The following is a 19,165-nucleotide window of genomic DNA, read 5'->3' as shown; positions in this document are numbered from 1 at the left end:
GCGGGAGAGGGCGCCGTCCTTCCCACCGTCCCCGCCGACGAGCCCCCTCTCCCCTTGTGGGGGAGGGTCGGGGTGGGGGGTGAACCGCCGCCTTCCCGGACACAACCACTTCAACCCGGAGACCCGACCATGAGCCATCCCGAGATGCCACCCGTCGACGAGGCGGTGATCGCGCGGCGGGGGGAGATCGCGGCGGCGTTGCGGCGGATCGTGCCGAAGGGCGTGATCGACAACGCGGTCGGGCTGAAGCCCTACGAGTCCGATGGGCTGACCGCCTACAAGACGCCGCCGCTCGTGGTGGTGCTGCCGGAGACGGTGGCGGAGGTCAGCGCGGTGCTGGCCTGGTGCCACGAGAACGACGTGAAGGTGGTGCCGCGCGGGGCGGGCACGTCGCTCTCCGGGGGCGCGCTGCCGCTCGCCGACGGGGTGCTTCTCTCCATGATGAAGTTCAACCGGGTGAAGGAGATCGACTTCGACAACCGGGTCGCGGTGGTGGAGCCGGGGGTGACGAACCTCGGGATCACCCGGGCGGTGGAGCACGCCGGCTTCTACTATGCGCCCGACCCGTCGTCGCAGATCGCCTGCTCCATCGGCGGCAACGTGGCGGAGAATTCCGGCGGGGTGCACTGCCTGAAGTACGGGCTGACCACCAACAACGTGCTCGGCGTGGAACTGGTGCTGATCACCGGCGAGGTGGTGCGGCTCGGCGGCAAGCATCTGGACTCCGAAGGGGTGGACCTCCTGGCGCTGATCGTCGGATCGGAGGGGCTGCTCGGCGTCGTCACCGAGGTGACGGTGCGCATCCTCCGGGCGCCGGAGACGGCGCGCGCGGTGCTGGTCGCCTTCTCCTCCTCGGAAGCGGCGGGGGAGTGCGTGGCGGACATCATCGCCGCCGGCATCATTCCGGGCGGCATGGAGATGATGGACAACCCGGCCATCAACGCCGCCGAGGACTTCGTCAACGTCGGCTATCCGCGCGACGCGGAGGCGCTGCTGATCGTGGAACTGGACGGGCCGGACGTGGAGGTGGACCACCTGCTTTCCCGCGTGGAGGCGATCGCCCGGGGGCGGGGCGCCATGGAGTGCAGGGTCTCCACCTCGGACGCGGAACGGATGGCCTTCTGGGCCGGGCGGAAGGCCGCCTTCCCGGCGGTCGGGCGGATCTCGCCGGACTACTACTGCATGGACGGCACCATTCCGCGCAAACAGCTGCCGCGAGTGCTCGCCCGCATGCGCGAGCTGTCGGTCGAGCACGGGCTGCGGGTCGCCAACGTGTTCCATGCCGGGGACGGCAACCTGCACCCGCTCATCCTCTACGACGCCAACGTGCCGGGCGAACTCGACCGGGCGGAGGCGTTCGGGGCCGACATCCTCCGGCTCTGCGTGGAGGTGGGCGGTGTGCTGACCGGCGAGCACGGCGTCGGCATCGAGAAGCGCGACCTGATGCCGACCATGTTCTCCGACATCGACCTCGCCCACCAGATCCGGGTGAAGTGCGCCTTCGACGACAAGCACCTGCTCAACCCCGGCAAGGTCTTCCCCGAGCTGCACCGCTGCGCCGAACTCGGTCGCATGCACGTCTCCGGCGGCAAGCTGCCCTTCCCGGACATCCCGAGGTTCTGATGACCCTGACGCCCTCGTCCACGGCCGACGTCCAGGCCGCCGTCGCGGAGGCGGTGGCGGCGCGCGCGCCGCTCGTCCTTCGCGGCCACGGGTCCAAGGCCGGCATCGGCCGGCCGGACGGCAACGAGAAGCCGCTCTTCCTCGCCGGCCTCACCGGCGTGACGCTCTACGAGCCGGAGGAGCTGGTGCTGTCGGCCCGGGCCGGCACGCCGATCGCCGAGATCGAGGCGCTGCTGGACGCGCGGGGCCAGGAGCTGGCGTTCGAGCCCATGTCCTTCCACGCGCTCGCCGGCACCGGCCAGGGCACGCTCGGCGGCGCCATGATGACCAACCAGTCCGGCCCGCGGCGGATCAAGATGGGCGCGGCGCGCGACCATGTGCTCGGCGTGGAGGCGGTGTCCGGGCGGGCGGAGATCTTCAAGGCCGGCGGCCGGGTGGTGAAGAACGTCACCGGCTACGATCTCGCCAAGGGGCTCTGCGGCTCGTGGGGCACGCTGGCGGTCGCGACGGAAGTGACCGTGAAGGTGCTGCCCAAGGCCGAGACGGCGGCGACCCTGATGCTCCTCGGGCTGCCGTCGGCGCGGGCGGTCGCGGCGCTGTCCGCCGCGCTCGGGTCGCCAGCGGACGTGTCCGGCGCGGCGCACCTGCCGCTGGACGCGGCGGCGCGGGCGGGCCTGCCGGGGCCGGCGACGCTGATGCGGCTGGAAGGGTTCGAGCCCTCGGTGGCGGCGCGGTTCGAGCGGCTGGCCGTGCTGCTGGCGCCGTTCGGGGCCGCGGAGCGGCTGGCGGGGGAAGCCTCGGCGGCGCTCTGGCGGGCGGTGCGCGACGCGGCGCCGATCGCCGAGCCGGCGGCCCGGGCGATCTGGCGCATCTCGGTGGCGCCGACCGCCGGGCCGACGGTGGCGGCGACGGTGGCGGCCGGGCGGGAGGCGGAGGCCTTCTACGACTGGGGCGGCGGGCTCGTGTGGCTCGCCACGGACCCGGTGGACGACGGCGGCGCGGCGCTGATCCGCGGCGCGGTGGCGGCGGCCGGCGGCGGCCACGCCACCCTGGTGCGCGGGCCGGCGGCCCTTCGCGAAACCATCCCGGTGTTCCAGCCCCAGCCGGCGGCACTCGCCGCGCTCGGCCGGCGGCTGAAGGCCGAATTCGACCCCTACGCCATCCTCAATCCGGCGCGGATGGCGGGAGACGCCTGACCCATGCAGACCTCGTTTTCCCTCGCCCAGCTCGCCGACCCGGACATGGCCGCCTCGGAGAAGATCCTCCGCGCCTGCGTCCACTGCGGCTTCTGCACGGCGACCTGCCCCACCTTCGTGCTCCTCGGCGACGAACTCGACAGCCCGCGGGGCCGCATCTACCTGATCAAGGAGATGCTGGAGAACGACCGGCCGGCGGACGCCGAGACGGTGAAGCACGTGGACCGGTGTCTGTCGTGCCTCTCGTGCATGACCACGTGCCCGTCGGGCGTCCACTACATGCACCTCGTCGACCACGCCCGCGCCCACATCGAGGAGACCCACGCCCGCGCGCTGCCGGACCGGCTGCTGCGCGGCGTGCTGGCGATCGTGCTGCCGAACCGCGGGCGGTTCCGCCTGGCGCTGGCGGCGGCGCTGTTCGGCCGGCCGTTCGCCCCGGTGATGGCCCGGATGGGCTTCACCGGCCGGCGGCTCGCCGCCATGCTGCGGCTGGCGCCCGGCAAGGCGCCGGTGCCGTCGCGCCATCGGGCGGGTGACGAGATCGCCCCGGCGACCGGCGCGCGCGTCGCCCGGGTGGCGCTCTTGTCCGGCTGCGCCCAGCCGGTGCTGCGGCCTTCGATCAACGACGCCACCATCCGCCTCCTCACCCGGCTCGGGGTGGAGATCGTGCTGCCGAAGGGGGAGGGCTGCTGCGGGGCGCTGACCCACCACATGGGGCGGGAGGAGGACGCGCTCGCCGCCGCCCGCCGGAACGTGGACGCCTGGACGGCGGAGATCGACGGCAAGGGCCTCGATGCCATCGTGATCACCGCGTCGGGCTGCGGCACGACCATCAAGGACTACGGCCACATGCTGCGCACCGACCCGGCCTATGCGGCAAAGGCCGCCCGGGTGTCGGCGCTCGCCAAGGACGTGACAGAGCTCCTCGCCCGGCTGGACCTGCCGCCGGCGGCGGCGCCGGAGGCGCTGACGGTCGCCTACCACTCGGCCTGCTCCATGCAGCACGGGCAGAAGATCCGCACCGAGCCGAAGGTGCTCTTGTCGCGGGCGGGATTCACGGTGCGCGACGTGCCGGAAGGGCACCTCTGCTGCGGCTCGGCGGGGACCTACAACATCCTGCAGCCGGACATCGCCACGACGCTCCGCGACCGCAAGCTTGCCAACATCGCCCGCACCGGTCCGGACGTGATCGCGACCGGAAACATCGGCTGCATCACCCAGTTGGGTGCCGCGGCGACGGTGCCGGTGGTGCACACGGTGGAACTGCTGGACTGGGCCTACGGCGGCGAGCGGCCGGCGGACCTCGGGGCTGCGTGAGCGGCCTCGGCGCGACGGGGCGGAAACCAACGGTACACCGGCCGGCGCTACACTGGCCCGCAAAGCGCCACGGCCCTCAAAGCGCCACCGTGTGGCGCGACAGAGAGGGTCGAGCGCGCCGTGGTCTGACGCGGCCTTGTTCGCTTGGGGGTTCTGCCGTGACGGTCTGTCGTAGAGTGGTGTTTTCCGTGCTGGCGCTGACCATGGCGACCCTGTCGCCGGCAGCGGGGCGTGCGGCGGATCCGAGCTTCGATTGCGACCGCCCCAAGGGCGAGATCGAGACCCTGATCTGCGGCGACGACGAACTCGCCGCCCTCGACGTGGAACTCGCCAAGGCCTTCGCGGGCGCGCTCGCCCGCTCGGCCGCCAACAACGTCCAGGACCTCCGCTCGTCGCAGGACGACTGGGTGAAGGCCCGCAACGCCTGCCGGCAGGCGGACGACAAGCGCGGCTGCGCCATCGACGCCTACCGCAAACGGCTCGGCGAGATCTGATCGCGGCACGCGGTTTTCGCGCCGGAACACTCGGCCTAGAGCATTGTCCGACCAAGTTGAAAGACCGGGTCGATGAGACAATGCTCCAGGATATCGAATCTGGAGCGATTTCTTCTCGACCTGATGATTCCATCAGGTCGGAAAGCGCTCTAGGACGGACGGTCCGGCGCTGCCGCGAGGGCCGCGCCGGAGGGGTGCGTCAGCGGACGATCACCTTGGCGCCGACCGGAACGCGCTGGTAGAGATCCACCACATCCTCGTTGCGCATGCGGATGCAGCCGGACGACACGGCCGAGCCGATCGTCCAGGGCTCCGACGTGCCGTGGATTCGGTAGAGCGTGGAGCCGAGGTAGAGGGCGCGGGCGCCGAGCGGGTTTTTCGGGCCACCCTCCATGCGCACCGGCAGGTAGGGCTGGCGCTGGCGCATCTCCGCCGGCGGATGCCAGGTCGGCCACTCGGCCTTGCGGGTGACCCGGTGGGTGCCGGCCCACTCGAAGCCCGGGCGGCCGACGCCGACGCCATAGCGGCGGGCGGTGCCGCCGGCCTCCACCAGATAGAGATGGCGGGTGTTGGTGTCGATCACCACGGTGCCGGGGGCGTAGGGGCCGTCGTAGTCGACGACCGTCGGCAGGAATTCCGGCTTGAGGGGGCGCTGGGACGGGTGCAGCGCCTTCGGGGAGGCCTGGGCGGCGGCGGGCGTGATCTCGATCTCGTTGGCCGGCGCCGGCAGGCGGCTGACCCGCGCCTCGCTCTTCGGCTTGCGGTAGATGGGCACGTTGCCAGGGCGCAGCTGGGTGATCCAGGGCTCGGTCAGGTTGGGCGACAGCACGATGGGCGGCGGCGTCGCGTAGCGCCCGCTCTGCGCGACGGCGTCGCCGGTCCCGACGGCCAGCATGGCCGTCACGGCGATCGAGAAAAGGCTGGTGAGACGCATGGAACCCTCGACAGGACAGTGGCGGCGGGGGCCGCGGTGAACTGGCGGGGAGTGTAGGAAGCGGGTCGGACCGAATTGGTGAATCGGAGAGTGCCAAATTGGTTAGAGTTGTTTCGATCTGATTTTATGGTGAATCGAGGGTGAAAAGGGGGGGGAATGCTTGGGTGGTCCGCCTCACGCGGACCATGACGATCCGGGAGGGTGTGGGAAGGGGGCGGCGCGCGTTTCTGGAGTGCGGCGGCCCAATTCCGGAGATGCGTCGTTCGCCCGAAGCGTCACCCCGGCGAAGGCCGGGGCCCAACCGTCGGTACCATCAACCGCACCGTCGAACGCTAGGCACCGTAGGCTGGATCCCGACGTTCGTCGGGATGACGGCGCGCGAGGTCGGCGACACTTCATCAATGTCCCAAGCCCGCTCCATCGTCATGATCCGCGAAGGCGGACCACCCACGCATTCCCGCCGAACGCCACAGGGCCGGCGACCTCGTCCTGCCTCAGCGGACCGTCTTGCGGGCGGTGGCGATGAGGGCGGGCATGAGGGCGGTGAGTTCGGCCTTGGTGGCGCCGTGGCGGACGCGGGGGTCGTAGAGCATGGTCACGATCGCCCGGTCGAACGGCATGAAGCGGACGTGCGGCGAGCGGTCGTTGAAGACGCTGTGGCGGAGCCGGGTGTCGTCGTTCATGGGGCCGAGACCCTGCAGGATCTCCTCCACCATGCAGCGGCGGAACAGGGTCTCGCCGTCGTCCGACACGATGACGGCCGTGGCGCGGCGGATGCCGGTGCCGGTGAAGTCGACCTTCACCATGCAGTTGCCCGGAACGCGGGCGAAGGCGTTGGAGAAGGCGTCGAGCCGGGCGCGCTGGACGTAGGAATCGCGGTCGACCACGATTACCTTGAAGTTGGCTTCCTCGTTGCCCTTGGCGAGCCGGGCGTCGAGACCCCGGATGGTGCGCGGCAACTGGCGGATGAAGTCGGCCACGTCGCGCTCGCGGTCGATGAGCGAGTGGCTGGCGATCTCGAAGCGGACCGGGCTCTCGAACTTCTTCACCATGCCGGCGCCGGCGGAGCCGTGCTCCAGGCCGAACACGGTGGCGTAGAAGCCGAGGGCGAGGTCCTGGTCGCTGAAGCCCTTGAGGGGTGCGGCCGTGGCCGGCATCGCGACGAGCGCCACGACACCGACGAAAAATCCTGCGAGCGCGCCGCCAACGCGGCCTTTAGCCCATTCCCACACCCGCGCGCCGGTCGTCATCGCCTCCACGATGCGCGCCATGCGGCCCGGGCCGCTGTCCGTCAGCCGTCCGACCATTCTCCGTCCCCTGCCGGCGGCTCTCGTCCAACCGCGTGTTCCGCGTGCGCACGATATTCCGTGTCTTCACGCCTCTGGTAACGGGGAGTTTACCTGCCCGTGCCTGAAGGTCAAACGGTTTAGGGTCAGGGACAATGTGTACGCTGCATGTGACTATGGCTTGCCACCAAACGAGTTTTTAACCCCGCGCGGCTATGGTCGGCGCCTGCGTCTGCGAGGGGATGGCAATATGTCAGGCCGAAAGGCATACAGGGTCGAAGCACTGTTGGGGATGACCAACGCGGGCGCGTCGCCCTCTGTATCGGGCGACGGCAAGGCGGACCAGATTCTGCGGGAGATCGCGGAGCTTCGCCGGCTGGTCCAGCCGCAGAAGGAGGTCAGCCGCGAGATCATCGAGGACTTCCGCCAGCAGACGGTGGAAGCCCTGAAGATGAAGGCCGAACTGGACGAGATCCAGGAAGCCATCAGCCGCACCAAGCGGGAGATCGCCACCCTCCACGTCTCCGGCTTCAAGGGCCAGGAGATGAGCCGCGTCACCGACGAGCTCGACGCGGTGGTGGACGGGACGGAGAACGCGACGGAATCGATCCTTTCCGCCGCGGAGGCCATCGACGACGCGGCCAACACCTTGTCGGCGCGTCTGAAGGGCCAGGACCAGCAGCTGGCCGCCGACATCCAGGAGAAGGTGCTGACCGTCTTCGAGGCCTGCAACTTCCAGGACCTGACCGGCCAGCGCATCACCAAGGTCGTCAACGTGCTGCGCTTCATCGAGGACCGGGTGACCCGGATGATGGAGATCTGGGGCGGCATGGAGACGTTCAACGGCATCGAGGCGGACGAGAGCCTGCAGCGGGTCGGCGACGCGGCACTCCTCAACGGCCCGGCGCTGCCGGACGCCGACAACGTGGCGAGCCAGGACGACATCGACGCGCTGTTCGCCTGAGCGGACGGGGCGGACAGCTGCTGACAGGCGGTGACAGCGAGGCGGGCCACTCTGCCGGCGCGGACGGGCGCAGGGGGCGTGGCGCATGGCGGACGGTCTGATCACCGGGAACGACGGCGTGGTGCGCTGCTGGTGGGCCGGCGGCGAGCCGATCTACCAGCGCTACCACGACACCGAGTGGGGGCGCCCGGTCGACGACGACGACCGGCTCTACGAGAAGCTCTGCCTGGAAGGGTTCCAGTCGGGCCTGTCCTGGCTGACCATCCTGAAGAAGCGCGAGAATTTTCGCGCGGCCTTCGCGGGCTTCCACATCGAGACGGTGGCGTCCTTCACCGAGGCGGACGTGGAGCGACTGGTGGCCGACGCCGGCATCGTGCGCCACCGCGGCAAGATCGTCTCCACCATCAACAACGCCCGCCGGGCGCGGGCGCTCCGCGAGGAGACCGGCCGGTCGCTCGCCGCCTTCGTGTGGGACTTCGAGCCGGACCCGGCCACCCGGCCGGCGCGCATGGACCATGCGACGCTCGTCGCCAACCCGACCACGCCGGCCTCCACCGCGCTGTCCAAGGCGCTCCGCAAGCGGGGCTGGACCTTCGTCGGGCCGACCACGGTGCACGCCTTCATGCAGTCCATGGGGCTGGTGAACGAGCACCTGGACGGCTGCCCGTGCGCGGCCGCATGCCGGGAGGATCGCCTCCGATTCCGGTCGCCCGCGCGGACGGACTGAACGACCGGCACCGGCGAAAAAAATCCCCGGACGTCGTGATCCGCCTGTGATCCGGCCGTCGGGCACGCACGTATTTTCACGTAGATCGCACGAACACTGTCGCTACCCCGATCGCGACGGCCGTTCGGTGGGGTCTGAGCAAGCCGTGCCCCCGATCACGGTGCGCATGTGAAGGCCGCTGGTTTCCCCCCGGAACCGCGGCCTTCTTCACGTTCTGGCACCGGCCATCAGAGCCGGCGGGCGAGATCGAGCCAGAGCTGGTTTTCCGCCTCGAACACATAGTCGACAGTGCGCACCGACACGGTGGTGGCGCCGGTCTCCAGGAGCCAGGCGGCGCAGCCGTGGACGGTCTTCGTCGGGCAGAGGAAGATGGCGGGTCCGCCGCCGGTGCCGTTGCCGCCGGTGAAGGGCGCGGTGGCGCCGAAGCGGATGCGCGCGGCCTCGAACAGCGAGACGGACGGCGTGACGGCGGCCTCGATCATCTTCACCGATCGGGCGCGGGCGTCGGCGGCGATCCGGGTCAGCATGGTGCGGGCGGCGGTGCGGACCTTGTCGCTCCAGCCGGCTTCGAGCGAGGCGACGAGGGCGGCCTCCGAGCGCATGATGACGCCGTCGTCCACCACCTTCAGGCCGTTCTCCACCAGGGTCTGCCCGGTGGAGGTGATGTCGACGATGAGTTCGGCGCTGCCGGCGGCCGGCGCGCCCTCGGTGGCGCCGGGGCTTTCCACGATCAGGTAGTCGTGCACGCCATGGCCGGTGAGGAAGCGGCGGGTGAGCGACACGTACTTGGTGGCGACCCGCATGGGCCGGTGGTGCTTCAGCCGGAAGCGCGCGGCGACGTCGGCAAGGTCCGACATGGTGACCACGTCGAGCCAGGCCTGCGGCACCGCGACGACCACGTTGGCGTGGCCGAAGCCGAGGCGGGTAACCACGTGGGCCGGCGGCGGAGCAGTTTCGTCGAGCGAAACGCCGGGGCGGATCTCGTCCTGGGCGCCGCCGAGGGTCTCGTGCAGGAGGTCCATGCCGGTGACGGCGAGATGCACCGACCCGGCGCCGACCTCGCGGGCGATCTCGGACGCGGAGCGGAACGAGATGGTGGCGTCCGGCAGGCCGGAGATGCGAGCGAAATAGTCGCGGGCGCCGCGCGCCTGGCGTACCGGCAGGCCGGAGCGGTCGAAGAAGGCGAGCGTCTGCTCCTGGAGCCGCCCCTTGGACGGCACGGCGACGACGAGCGGGCCGGTCATGTGGGGACTCCCGGAAAACGCTCGGTCCAGACGGCGAAGCCGACCGCCTTCACCCCCGGCGCGGCGCCGAAGCCTGCAAGGAGGCCGTCGTAGCGGCCGCCGCCGGCGAGCTGGCCGATGTCCGGCCGGGTGGTCTGATGGATGTCGAACACGAAGCCGTCGTAGTAGCCGAGCTTGCGGCCGAACGCGCCGGCGAAGCGCATCCGCACGTCCGGCCGGCGGACGGCCTGGAGCGCCGCGGCGCGAGCGGCGAAGAGATCGACCGCCGCCTGGAAGCGGGCCGGCCGGCCGATGCGGGCGGAGAGGGCGTCGAGCGCCTTGGCGGCGGCGTCGGGCTCCGCCTCCAGCGACAGGAGATCGCGAATGGCGGCGGCGTGCGCCTCCGGGATCATCTCCTCGGCGGCCAGCATGGCCTGCTCCAGCACCCGCTCGGCGATCTCGCCGGTGGTGCGGCCGCCGACGGTCTTCACCCCGGCGATGGAGAGGATGTCGGCGAAGAGCTGGCCGACGTTCTCGGCGGGGAACTCGCTCAGCGCCTTGATGATGGGGCCGTGACCGGCGAAGTCGGTGATGCCGGAGCGCGCCTCGGCCATGTGGCTGAGGGTTTCCACGACCCGGGCCGGGTCGCCGAAGAGGGCGGTGAGGCGGCGCTTCCAGGCGGGCGGCACGCCGAGGGCTTCCAGGAGCGCGGCGAAGAGGCCGACGTCGCCGAGCGTGACGTCGAGGGCGGCGACGCCGAGACTGCGGCAGACGTGGAGCGACAGAGCGAGGGCGGCGGCGTCCTCGGCGGCGACGTCGTGGTTGCCGATCACCTCGCCGCCGATCTGCCAGACCTCGTCGGCCTCGCCGGGCCGGCCGTTGCGGAAGATGCGCCCCGAATAGGAGAAGCGGCCGCCGGCCGGATTGGCGGCGAGCCGCTGGCGGCAGACCGGGATGGTGAACTCTGGGCGCAGGCAGTATTCCGTGCCGCGGTTGTCCATGGTGGTGAAGATGCGCCGGCGGAACTCCTCGCCGGAGATGCGCACGAAATCCTCCATCGGCAGCAGCACCGGCACGTCGACCAGCGTGAAGCCGGCGTCCCGGAGCGCCTGGAGGGCGGGGGCGAGCGGATCGGTCATCCGGCGCTCCCGACGTCCCCGGCGGCGCTTCCGTCGGCGGCGGCCGCGTCCAGGATGGCCCGGACGGCGGCGACGAGGTCGGCGCGGTCCACCTCCTGCTGGGCGGGGCGTTCGGCGCGCCACTGGGCGTTGTCGGAGATGCCGGCGGAAAGGGCCTTGCCGAGGGCGAGATCCTTGATCTGCACCTTGCCGTTCGCCCGCTCGTTGGAGCCGACGATGACGGCGCAGGGGGCGTTCCGCCGGTCGGCGTACTTCATCTGCGCCTTCATGCCGGAGCCGCCGAGATACATCTCCGCCGGGATGCCGGCACGGCGAAGGTCGGCCACCATGGCCTGGTAGTCGGCGAGCGCCTCCGGCGTCTTGTCCATGACGAGCACCACCGCCGGGCCGGTGACCGTGCCGGCACCGAGCTTGCCGAGCCGGGTGAGGGCGGCCATCAGGCGCGAGACGCCGATGGAGAAGCCGGTGGCCGGCACCGGGTCCTTCAGGAAGCGGCCGACGAGCCCGTCGTAGCGCCCGCCGCCGCCGACCGAGCCGAAGCGGACCGGCTGGCCGTCGTCGCCGGTCACCTGGAAGGTGAGCTCGGCCTCGAAGACCGGGCCTGTGTAGTATTCAAGGCCGCGGACGACGGAGGGGTCGATCTTGACCCGGTCGCCATAACCGGCGGCGTCCACCAGGCTGCCGATGAGGGCGAGCTCCTCCACGCCGTCGAGGCCCGTCTGGCTGGTGCGGATCAGGTCGCGGAGCGCGGCGAGCGTGTCGTCGAGCGTGGGCTTGCCGGCGTCGACGAAGCCGAGCACCAGGGCGGCTTCCGCCTCGCCGAGGCCGGCGCCCTTGGTGAAGTCGCCCGACGGATCAAGCCGGCCCTTGCCGAGGAGGTCGCGGACGCCCTCGGGGCCGATCTTGTCGAGCTTGTCGATGGCGCGAAGGACGGTGAGGCGGGTGCCGGCGTGGGCGTCGCCGGCAAGGCCGATGGCCTCCATGACGCCGTCGAGCACCTTGCGGTTGTTCACCCGGATCACATAATCGCCGGGTGCGATGCCGAGCGCCTCCAGGGTGTCGGCCGCCATCATGCAGATCTCCGCGTCGGCGGCGACCGACGGCGCGCCCACGGTGTCGGCGTCGAACTGCATGAACTGGCGGAAGCGGCCGGGGCCGGGCTTCTCGTTGCGGAACACCCAGCCGGACCGGTAGCTGCGGTAGGGCTTCGGCAGCCGCTCGTTGTTCTCCGCGAAATAGCGGGCGAGCGGCGCCGTCAGGTCGTAGCGCAGCGACAGCCACTGCTCGTCGTCGTCCTGGAAGGAGAAGACGCCCTCGTTCGGCCGGTCCTGGTCGGGCAGGAACTTGCCGAGCGCGTCGGTATACTCCACGAGCGGGGTCTCGACGGGCTCGAAGCCGTAGAGTTCGTAGACGTGTCGGATCGTCTCCAGCATCCGGTGCGCCGCCTTCAGCTCGGCGGGGGTGCGGTCGACGAAGCCGCGCGGCAGGCGCGCGTTGAGGAAGTCCGACATCGGTTCTGGCTCTGGTCGCGGGTGGGCGTACGGGCCCCGCGGCCGGCAAGGATCCGGCGCGGGCGTGCGCCGGTTTGGTAGACGAAACAGGGGGCGGGAGCAAGGTTCGCCCACGGGGAGCGCCGGGGCGGCAAGGCGCGCTTCCGGCAGGTGAAGCGCGGGGCGAAAGCCGGCGCGTCAGGCGTCGACGGTGGCGGTGATGTTCGGCATGCGCCAGGAGCCGGTGGGGCCGCCTTCGCCGAGCGCTTCCACGCCGGCGACGCTGCAGTGGTCGAGGAGGTCCGGCGAGAAGGCGTAGTGGCCGGCGATGTCGGCGAGGGCCGGCGGCGGCGACGCGACCGTGCAGGCGGCGTTGCGGACGATCTCGCGGCCGACGATCACGTCGTGGAAGACCAGGAGGCCGAGCCCGTCGCCCACGTCCACCCGGTTGGACGGCGAGACCATGAAGCGGCTGACGTCCTCCGGCGGCAGGAAGAGCACGGGCGGCTGGCCCTTCTCCACCAAACGCCAGGCGTTGAGGCTGGCCGCCACCCGCTCGCCCCGATGGCGCACCACCACGGGCCAGAGCACGCGTTCCAGGTGGGGAACGGCCGGGAAGTCGTTGAGGTCTTCGCGGGGCAGGAGGGTCATCAGGCGGGCGGCTCCAGGGGGGCGGTCCAAACTGTTGTTTTTATCGAAGGGACAAGGTTCCACGGAAACATCGGCCATACAATTGGAGCCGGCCGATGTGGTGAACGAACGGTGTCCGAACCGGCACGCGCCGCCAAAAAAAAAGCCGGCCGCTCCGCGGGTTGCGGAGCGGCCGGCTTTCTGTGCCGAGGACGTGGCGGCGATCGCGCGTCAGGCGGTGGCGAGCGCCCGGCCGGAGCGGGCGTCCAGCGACCAGGCGCCGGCCCCGCTCACGAAGAGGGCGAGGAAGCCGCCGGCGATGGTCACGTTCTTCATGAACATGATCTGCTGCATCATGTCCGCCATGGCGTCGGTGCCGGTGATGGCGGCGTAGTGGAAGAGGTAGCCGGCGATGACCGTGAAGCCGGCGAGCAGGATGGAGGCGATGCGGGTCTGGTAGCCGACGAGGATGGCGAGACCGCCGCCGAGCTCGGTCAGGATGGCGAGCGGCAGGAGGATGCCGGGAACGCCCATGGCTTCCATATAGCCGACCGTGCCGGAATAGCCGGTGATCTTCTGAAAGCCGGACAGGATGAAGATGAGCGAGAGAAGGACGCGGGCCGCCAGGAGAGCGGGAGCGGAAAACTGGGTCATGGAAGCACCTTCGAGGCTTATGCCGGCGCGTTGGGCGCCAACCTTGAGCGGAAGGTAACTGTTCTCCTTTTAAGGCACTAGCCGGCGGCGGATGCACACCACGTTCACCGATCGCGCCACAATCCACCGCCGGCCGGCCTCCGTCTCTGCTCAGTCTCCCGTCTCGTACCCGGCACGGGAAGGTCGGGCTCGTCCGACCTTCCCGTGCATTGCAGTCTGACCGGCCAATGCCCGTTCGGGCCTGGTTTCAGAGCTTCTTCAACTCGATGCCCTGCTTGCGGAGGGCATAGCCGATCTGGCGCGGCGTGAGATTGAGGAGGCGCGCCGCCTTGGCCTGCACCCAGCCGGCCCGCTCCATGGCGTCGATCAGGTCGTCGCGCTCCGACCGGGTGGACTTGCCGGCGGGGCATTCGGTGATGCCGCGGCAATCCGGCGGCAGGGTCTCCGCCGGCTTGGCCGTGGACCCGATCACCGGAAGGGTGATGCCGCCAATCGGCTCGAAGGGGCGCGCCGGCGGGGCGAGCGTCGCGGGCGCAAGGGACGACGGAGCGGCGGTGAGGCCGGTCTTGCCCTTCCAGAGGGTGGATGACAGGCAGGTGCCCTTCTGGCAGGCGAGATCCCCGAGACGGACCTCCGTGCCGCCCGCCATGGCGGCGGACCGGTTCACGCAGTTCTCCAGCTCGCGCACGTTGCCGGGGAAGTAGCAGCGCGACAGGGTGTCGAGGGCGCTGCCCTCAATGGTGAGGCGGCGCTTGTTCTCCATCGCGAAGGCGTCGAGGAAGCTCTTGGCGAGCTTGGCGATGTCGCCCGGCCGGTCGCGGAGCGGCGGCAGCAGGAGGCTCACCACGTTGATGCGGTAGTAGAGGTCGGCCCGGAAGGTGCCCTGCTCGACGGCCTTCTCCAGGTCCTTGTTGGTGGCGGCGATCAGCCGGAAGTCCGCCCTCAGGGTCTGGGTGCCGCCGACCCGCTCGAACTCGCCCTCCTGCAGCACCCGGAGGAGCTTGGCCTGGAAGGCGGGGGAAATCTCGCCGATCTCGTCGAGGAAGAGCGTGCCGCCATGGGCGAGCTCGAACCGGCCCTTGCGGCTGGAGAGGGCGCCGGTGAAGGCCCCCTTCTCGTGGCCGAACAGCTCCGATTCGATGACGCTTTCGGGGAGTGCGGCGCAGTTGACCTTGACGAAGGGGGCGTTCCGCCGCGACGAGCGGGCGTGGATGGCCTTGGCGAACATCTCCTTGCCGGTGCCGGTCTCGCCGCGCAGAAGCACGGTGACGTTCGACGGCGCCACCTGGTCCACCATGGCGAGCACGGCCTTCAGGGCGGGGCTGTCGCCGACGATGCCGGTCTTCGGCGCGGCAGCGGCGGGCTTGCCGGCGGCCGGGGCCGCGGCCTCCTCGGTGGCGGTGGAGAGCGCCTTCTCCAGGCGCTGCTTGTCGAGGATCAGCCGGTCCCGATCCTCGGCGATGCGCCGGTGCAGGCGGACGGTCTGGCCGACGAGGTTGGCGATCATGGTGAGGAAGCGGACGTCGTCCTCCAGGCGGAACTGAAGGCGGCCGTCCCACTCCCGGTCGATGGATAGGGTGCCGATCACCCGGCCGTCGGCCTTGATGGGCACGCCGATGAAGCTGACGATCGAGCGGGTCGGCGCCACCATCAGGTAGACGGAGCCGCGGAAGACCGGGTGCTCGGCGATGTTCTCGATGACGAGCGGCACCTGGGTGGCGACGATCTGGTCGATCGCCTTCTGCGGCACGAGGCTGGCGGCCTTCATCGGCCTGCTGGCGGACGGGCCGGAGGTGGCAGCCATCTCCGGCGTGCCCTCCGCGTCCAGCATCAGGATCATGCCGCGCCGCATCTGCATGAAGGACGACAGGATGGCGACGATGTTGGCGAGGCAGGACTCCAACGATCGGGCCGAGGTGAGGATCTTGGAGATCTCGTAGATGCCCGAAAGCGCCATGTCCTTGTAGCCGCTGGTCTGGCGGGCGGGGGACGGCGGCGGGCTGGATGCGGCGAAGCTGGCGGGCTGAATGGTCAAGGCCGACTCCCCACTGATCTGGCGAACCCGTCCGTGGCGCGGGTCGCTTTGCGGAAACTCCTGGTTCGGGCGGCGATCGGGGGGACCGGCCGCAATCCCTGAACCGGCTCAATCTCCGCCAAAGGATGGAGAGACGCCGCGCGTCTGTCAGCACCAAAGAAATCGCAGGCTGCCTATCGTGATTGCAGGCAATTTGCCCGCTAACAGAGCATCGATGATAGTAAAGCCAAAGAAGAAGTGTTTACGCTTACGTGCGATTACGCATGTGCGCCGGCCTCGGCGGGCGGCTGCCCTGCGGTTGTGCAGTGCGCCCGATCCGGTATGCACCGCGCCCTTGCGACAGCGACGGCCCGGCGGGCGCACGCTGTCGCGCCGACCGACAGGATGTCGGGTCCGCGACAAGGGATCCGACAGGTATTGGCTGGGGACGACATCGGCGGGCCGGCTGGTGGAGGTAGGCCGGCCAAGCGGTTGATGGGCCGAGACTTCTACGGTGGGGCATTCACCGGAAAAGGAGAAATTCGCCGTCTATTCCGCTGACCAATAGGTAAAAACATGCGCATTATTCTGCATCAAGCGCGCGAACCGCCCGACACCGCCGGTGGCCCGATGCTTGCTTCATGTCTCCCGGCTCGTTCCCCATCCGGCGTCCGGCGCCGACAGTCAGGAGATAGGAAATCATGCTCGGTATCGGTGACAAGCTGCCCGCCTTCAGCGTCATGGGCGTGAAGCCCGGCTTCAACGACGTGACGGAAAAGGGCGAGAGCGCCTTCGAGGAGATCACGCTGGCGAGCTTTCCCGGCAAGTGGAAGGTGATCTTCTTCTATCCTAAGGACTTCACCTTCGTGTGCCCGACCGAGATCGCCGAGTTCGCGCGCCTCGCCGGCGACTTCAACGATCGCGACGCCGTCGTGATGGGCGGCTCCACGGACAACGAGTTCTGCAAGCTCGCCTGGCGGCGCAACCACCGCGACCTCGACCGGCTGCCGATCTGGCAGTTCGCCGACACCAACGGCTCGCTGGTGGACGGCCTCGGCGTGCGCTCGCCGGACGGCGTCGCCTACCGCTACACCTTCGTGGTGGACCCGGACGGCACCATCCAGCACGTCTACGCCACCAACCTCAACGTCGGCCGCGCGCCGAAGGACACGCTTCGGGTGCTCGACGCCCTGCAGACCGACGAGCTCTGCCCGTGCAACCGGGAAGTGGGCGGCGAGGTGCTGAAGGTCGCCTGAGCCCGATCCTCCAAGGCGGCGCCCCCACCCGGCCGCACGCGGCCAGGGGGCGCTGCCCCCGCGTTCCTTCAATCCGCCCCTCTTCGTTCCACGTTCGACCCTTCCGCCGCCCGGAGCCGCCCCTGATGTCGATCGAAAGCCTGAAAGCCCGGATTCCCGATTTCGCCAAGGATGTCCGCCTGAACCTCTCGTCCATGGCGGCGGACGAGAGCCTGACGCCGCGCCAGAAGTACGGCCTCATGGTCGCCTGCGGGATCGCGTCCCGCAACCCGGTGGTGCGCGCGGCCCTCGCCGGCGAAGCGGCCGAAAAGCTGAGCGTCGCGGAGCTGGGCGCCGCCCAGGCGGCCGCCTCCATCATGGGCATGAACAACGTCTACTACCGCTTCCTGCACCTCACCGAGCACGAGGTTTTCAAGACGCTGCCGGCCAAGCTGCGGATGAACGTGATCGGCAACCCGGGCGTGGAGAAGGTGGATTTCGAACTCTGGGCGCTGGCGGTTTCGGCCATCAACGGCTGCGGCATGTGCATCGACAGCCACGTGGACGTGCTGCAGAAGGCCGGCGTGAGCACGGAAGCCATCCAGACCGCCGTCCGCTTCGCCTCCATCATCCAGTCGGCGGCGATCGCCCTGGAGGCGGCGGAGCTTTCCGCGGCCTGAGGGGGTCGACGGGGCGAAGCGCGCCGGTCCTGCCCCGCCCGGTCCGGGCCAGATCGGCTTTTGCGTCACACGCCGATGCGTCCGAGGCCCGGGATCTTCAGGCCGGGGCGGGCGATGTCGAGGCCCGCGATGGCGCCGAGAATGTTGAACTCCAGGCCTTCCACCCAGCCGATGGTGAAGCCCGCATAGCCGCCGAGGGTGAGGCGGACGCCGGTGCCGGACGGGCTGACGCTGACCCAGCGGTCGTCGTGCGGATAGTCCTTGCCGACGGCGGTCGGCGGCAGCGCGGTGCGGATCTCGGGCACCGCCGCCATAACGGCCGCCACGAAGGTGTTGGAGTTCGGCCCCGGCCAGGCCCGGTAGCTGCCGCGCTCGGCATGCCGGTAGGTCTCGATGGCGGCGCGGATCTTCGGGATCAGCCGCGCGGCGGCGTCGCCATCGACGGCGAACACCAGGTCGGGCACGCTGCCGAACCAGCGGCCGTCGGCCACGAAGCCGTTGCGGCGGATCGGGTCGCCCCAGGCCGTGTAGTCCCAGCGCTCGTAGTCGGGCTCGCCCTGGTCCTTCACCACGATCCAGGCGTGGGTGGCGAAGATGCCGCGCCAGCGTACCGTGCGGGCGGAGAAGATGCGCACCACGGCCGCCTCCGGCGGCGGCGTCGGCAGGAGGCCGGCGCTCGACCGGTCGGCGGAGCGCCAGTCGGCGGGCCGGTCGGCCGCGTAGTAGAGGAGCGCCGAGACCGCGATGGGCAGAAGGTAGAGGACCAGAAACCCGACGGCGAGCCAGCGCAGCACGGCGGCGAGTGTGGTCATGGGGCGGTCCTTCTCTCGGGCAGGTCGATGCAATGGGGAGATGTAGGATCGCCGCTGTGGCGGGAAAGGGGCGAAGGGATCGGAGGGGTTCGGCGGGAGCGCGGGGATCGGGGGAGGAGTGCGGCGCGGCGGCGAAGTGCGTGGGGAGCGGGGGACGAGGGGGGGAATGGCGGGGTGGAGCCTTTCGGTCGGGGTCTTATGCGCCGTTCGCCAGACTGGACCGCCATCCCGACGGACGTCGGGATCCAGCCGACGGTGGGTGTCTTTGCGCCGCTGCGGTCGGTCCAGGCGACGGTTGGGCCCCGGCGTTCGCCGGGGTGACGCCCTGGGAAGGAGGGCGGCGGGTGGTCGTCCGCCGGGGCTGCGGGCCGGCGAGACAATGAGAGCGGGGGACGAGCGGGGCGGCGGCGATGGAGGGCGCGCGGGGTGGGCGCGGGGTGGGGAGGCGTGGAGAATAGCTCGGATGACCTTCAGCGCCACACCCTCCATCCGTGTCCCTCGCCCTTTTACCGCGTGCCACACCCTCCGACCGCGTCCCTCGCCCTCCGACCGCACCCTCCAACCGCGTCCCACACCCTCCAGCCGCGTGCCACGCTCCCCAACCGCGTCCCACACCCTCCGACCGCCTAACCCACCCTCCAACCGCGTCCCACACTCTCCGACCTCGTCATGGTCCGGTTCAGCCGGACCAGCCACGCATCGTTAAGGCGCGGCTGCTTGGACAATGCGTGGGTGGTCCGCCTTCGC

The 19,165-nt window shown here is 70.3% G+C and carries 17 protein-coding genes; 8 read left to right on the top strand and 9 right to left on the bottom strand.

The window, feature by feature from the left end; genetic code table 11:
• The first annotated feature begins 129 nt into the window (after positions 1-129).
• The 4 genes from BUQ68_RS21390 (at position 130) to BUQ68_RS21375 (ending at position 4,630) form a co-directional block, all read left to right on the top strand.
• A complete protein-coding gene (locus tag BUQ68_RS21390) occupies positions 130-1,623 on the top strand; it encodes an FAD-linked oxidase C-terminal domain-containing protein (RefSeq protein ID WP_075218066.1) in 1,494 nt (497 codons plus the stop codon).
• On the top strand, positions 1,620-2,819 hold the full coding sequence (locus BUQ68_RS21385; RefSeq protein WP_075218085.1) for an FAD-binding protein: 1,200 nt from the start codon (positions 1,620-1,622) through the stop codon (positions 2,817-2,819). The genes BUQ68_RS21390 and BUQ68_RS21385 overlap by 4 nt, the downstream gene beginning before the upstream one ends.
• A gap of 3 nt (positions 2,820-2,822) precedes the next feature.
• Entirely contained in the window at positions 2,823-4,136 is a 1,314-nt protein-coding gene (glcF, locus tag BUQ68_RS21380) for a glycolate oxidase subunit GlcF (RefSeq protein WP_075218065.1), read from the top strand.
• 158 nt (positions 4,137-4,294) lie between these two features.
• Entirely contained in the window at positions 4,295-4,630 is a 336-nt protein-coding gene (locus BUQ68_RS21375) for a lysozyme inhibitor LprI family protein (protein WP_175577881.1), read from the top strand.
• A gap of 199 nt (positions 4,631-4,829) precedes the next feature.
• Here BUQ68_RS21375 and BUQ68_RS21370 read toward each other — a convergent pair whose 3' ends face one another.
• Both BUQ68_RS21370 and BUQ68_RS21365 read right to left on the bottom strand, forming a co-directional pair.
• The gene (locus BUQ68_RS21370; protein ID WP_075218064.1) at positions 4,830-5,564 is read right to left on the bottom strand and encodes a L,D-transpeptidase; all 735 of its coding nucleotides are present in this window, start codon (positions 5,562-5,564) and stop codon (positions 4,830-4,832) included.
• 494 nt (positions 5,565-6,058) lie between these two features.
• Complete coding sequence (locus BUQ68_RS21365; RefSeq protein WP_083656792.1) at positions 6,059-6,871, bottom strand: DUF2927 domain-containing protein; 813 nt, start codon at positions 6,869-6,871, stop codon at positions 6,059-6,061.
• 271 nt (positions 6,872-7,142) lie between these two features.
• Here BUQ68_RS21365 and BUQ68_RS21360 point away from each other — a divergent pair, with 271 nt between their 5' ends.
• Together BUQ68_RS21360 and BUQ68_RS21355 are read left to right on the top strand one after the other, a co-directional pair.
• Positions 7,143-7,814 (top strand): protein phosphatase CheZ, encoded by a 672-nt coding sequence (locus tag BUQ68_RS21360; RefSeq protein ID WP_083656791.1) that lies wholly within the window; start codon positions 7,143-7,145, stop codon positions 7,812-7,814.
• A gap of 85 nt (positions 7,815-7,899) precedes the next feature.
• The gene (locus tag BUQ68_RS21355; RefSeq protein ID WP_075218062.1) at positions 7,900-8,541 is read left to right on the top strand and encodes a DNA-3-methyladenine glycosylase I; all 642 of its coding nucleotides are present in this window, start codon (positions 7,900-7,902) and stop codon (positions 8,539-8,541) included.
• A 227-nt stretch (positions 8,542-8,768) separates the two neighbouring features.
• On the opposite strand, the gene hisG is transcribed toward BUQ68_RS21355, so the two are convergent.
• The 6 genes from hisG to nifA form a co-directional block, all read right to left on the bottom strand.
• Entirely contained in the window at positions 8,769-9,785 is a 1,017-nt protein-coding gene (gene hisG / locus BUQ68_RS21350) for an ATP phosphoribosyltransferase (RefSeq protein ID WP_075218061.1), read from the bottom strand.
• Complete coding sequence (locus tag BUQ68_RS21345) at positions 9,782-10,903, bottom strand: ATP phosphoribosyltransferase regulatory subunit (RefSeq protein ID WP_075218060.1); 1,122 nt, start codon at positions 10,901-10,903, stop codon at positions 9,782-9,784. Before BUQ68_RS21345 ends, hisG begins: the two co-directional genes overlap by 4 nt.
• On the bottom strand, positions 10,900-12,414 hold the full coding sequence (hisS, locus tag BUQ68_RS21340; RefSeq protein WP_075218059.1) for a histidine--tRNA ligase: 1,515 nt from the start codon (positions 12,412-12,414) through the stop codon (positions 10,900-10,902). Before hisS ends, BUQ68_RS21345 begins: the two co-directional genes overlap by 4 nt.
• Before the next feature lie 177 nt (positions 12,415-12,591).
• Positions 12,592-13,044, bottom strand: coding sequence for a DUF427 domain-containing protein (locus tag BUQ68_RS21335; protein ID WP_075218058.1), 453 nt, complete (start codon positions 13,042-13,044; stop codon positions 12,592-12,594).
• A 210-nt stretch (positions 13,045-13,254) separates the two neighbouring features.
• The gene (locus BUQ68_RS21330) at positions 13,255-13,677 is read right to left on the bottom strand and encodes a DoxX family protein (RefSeq protein WP_075218057.1); all 423 of its coding nucleotides are present in this window, start codon (positions 13,675-13,677) and stop codon (positions 13,255-13,257) included.
• Between the two features lie 247 nt (positions 13,678-13,924).
• On the bottom strand, positions 13,925-15,712 hold the full coding sequence (nifA, locus tag BUQ68_RS21325) for a nif-specific transcriptional activator NifA (RefSeq protein WP_075218056.1): 1,788 nt from the start codon (positions 15,710-15,712) through the stop codon (positions 13,925-13,927).
• A gap of 680 nt (positions 15,713-16,392) precedes the next feature.
• Between nifA and BUQ68_RS21320 the strand changes: the two genes are divergently transcribed.
• Together BUQ68_RS21320 and ahpD are read left to right on the top strand one after the other, a co-directional pair.
• The gene (locus BUQ68_RS21320) at positions 16,393-16,947 is read left to right on the top strand and encodes a peroxiredoxin (RefSeq protein ID WP_075218055.1); all 555 of its coding nucleotides are present in this window, start codon (positions 16,393-16,395) and stop codon (positions 16,945-16,947) included.
• 125 nt (positions 16,948-17,072) lie between these two features.
• The gene (ahpD, locus tag BUQ68_RS21315; protein ID WP_075218054.1) at positions 17,073-17,606 is read left to right on the top strand and encodes an alkylhydroperoxidase, AhpD family; all 534 of its coding nucleotides are present in this window, start codon (positions 17,073-17,075) and stop codon (positions 17,604-17,606) included.
• A gap of 65 nt (positions 17,607-17,671) precedes the next feature.
• On the opposite strand, the gene BUQ68_RS21310 is transcribed toward ahpD, so the two are convergent.
• Complete coding sequence (locus tag BUQ68_RS21310; protein WP_075218053.1) at positions 17,672-18,418, bottom strand: DUF3750 domain-containing protein; 747 nt, start codon at positions 18,416-18,418, stop codon at positions 17,672-17,674.
• Between the last annotated feature and the right edge of the window lie 747 nt (positions 18,419-19,165).

This window comes from Mongoliimonas terrestris, from assembly GCF_001927285.1.
Classification (GTDB): domain Bacteria; phylum Pseudomonadota; class Alphaproteobacteria; order Rhizobiales; family Pleomorphomonadaceae; genus Chthonobacter; species Chthonobacter terrestris.
This window is presented reverse-complemented; position numbering and strand designations above follow the sequence as displayed.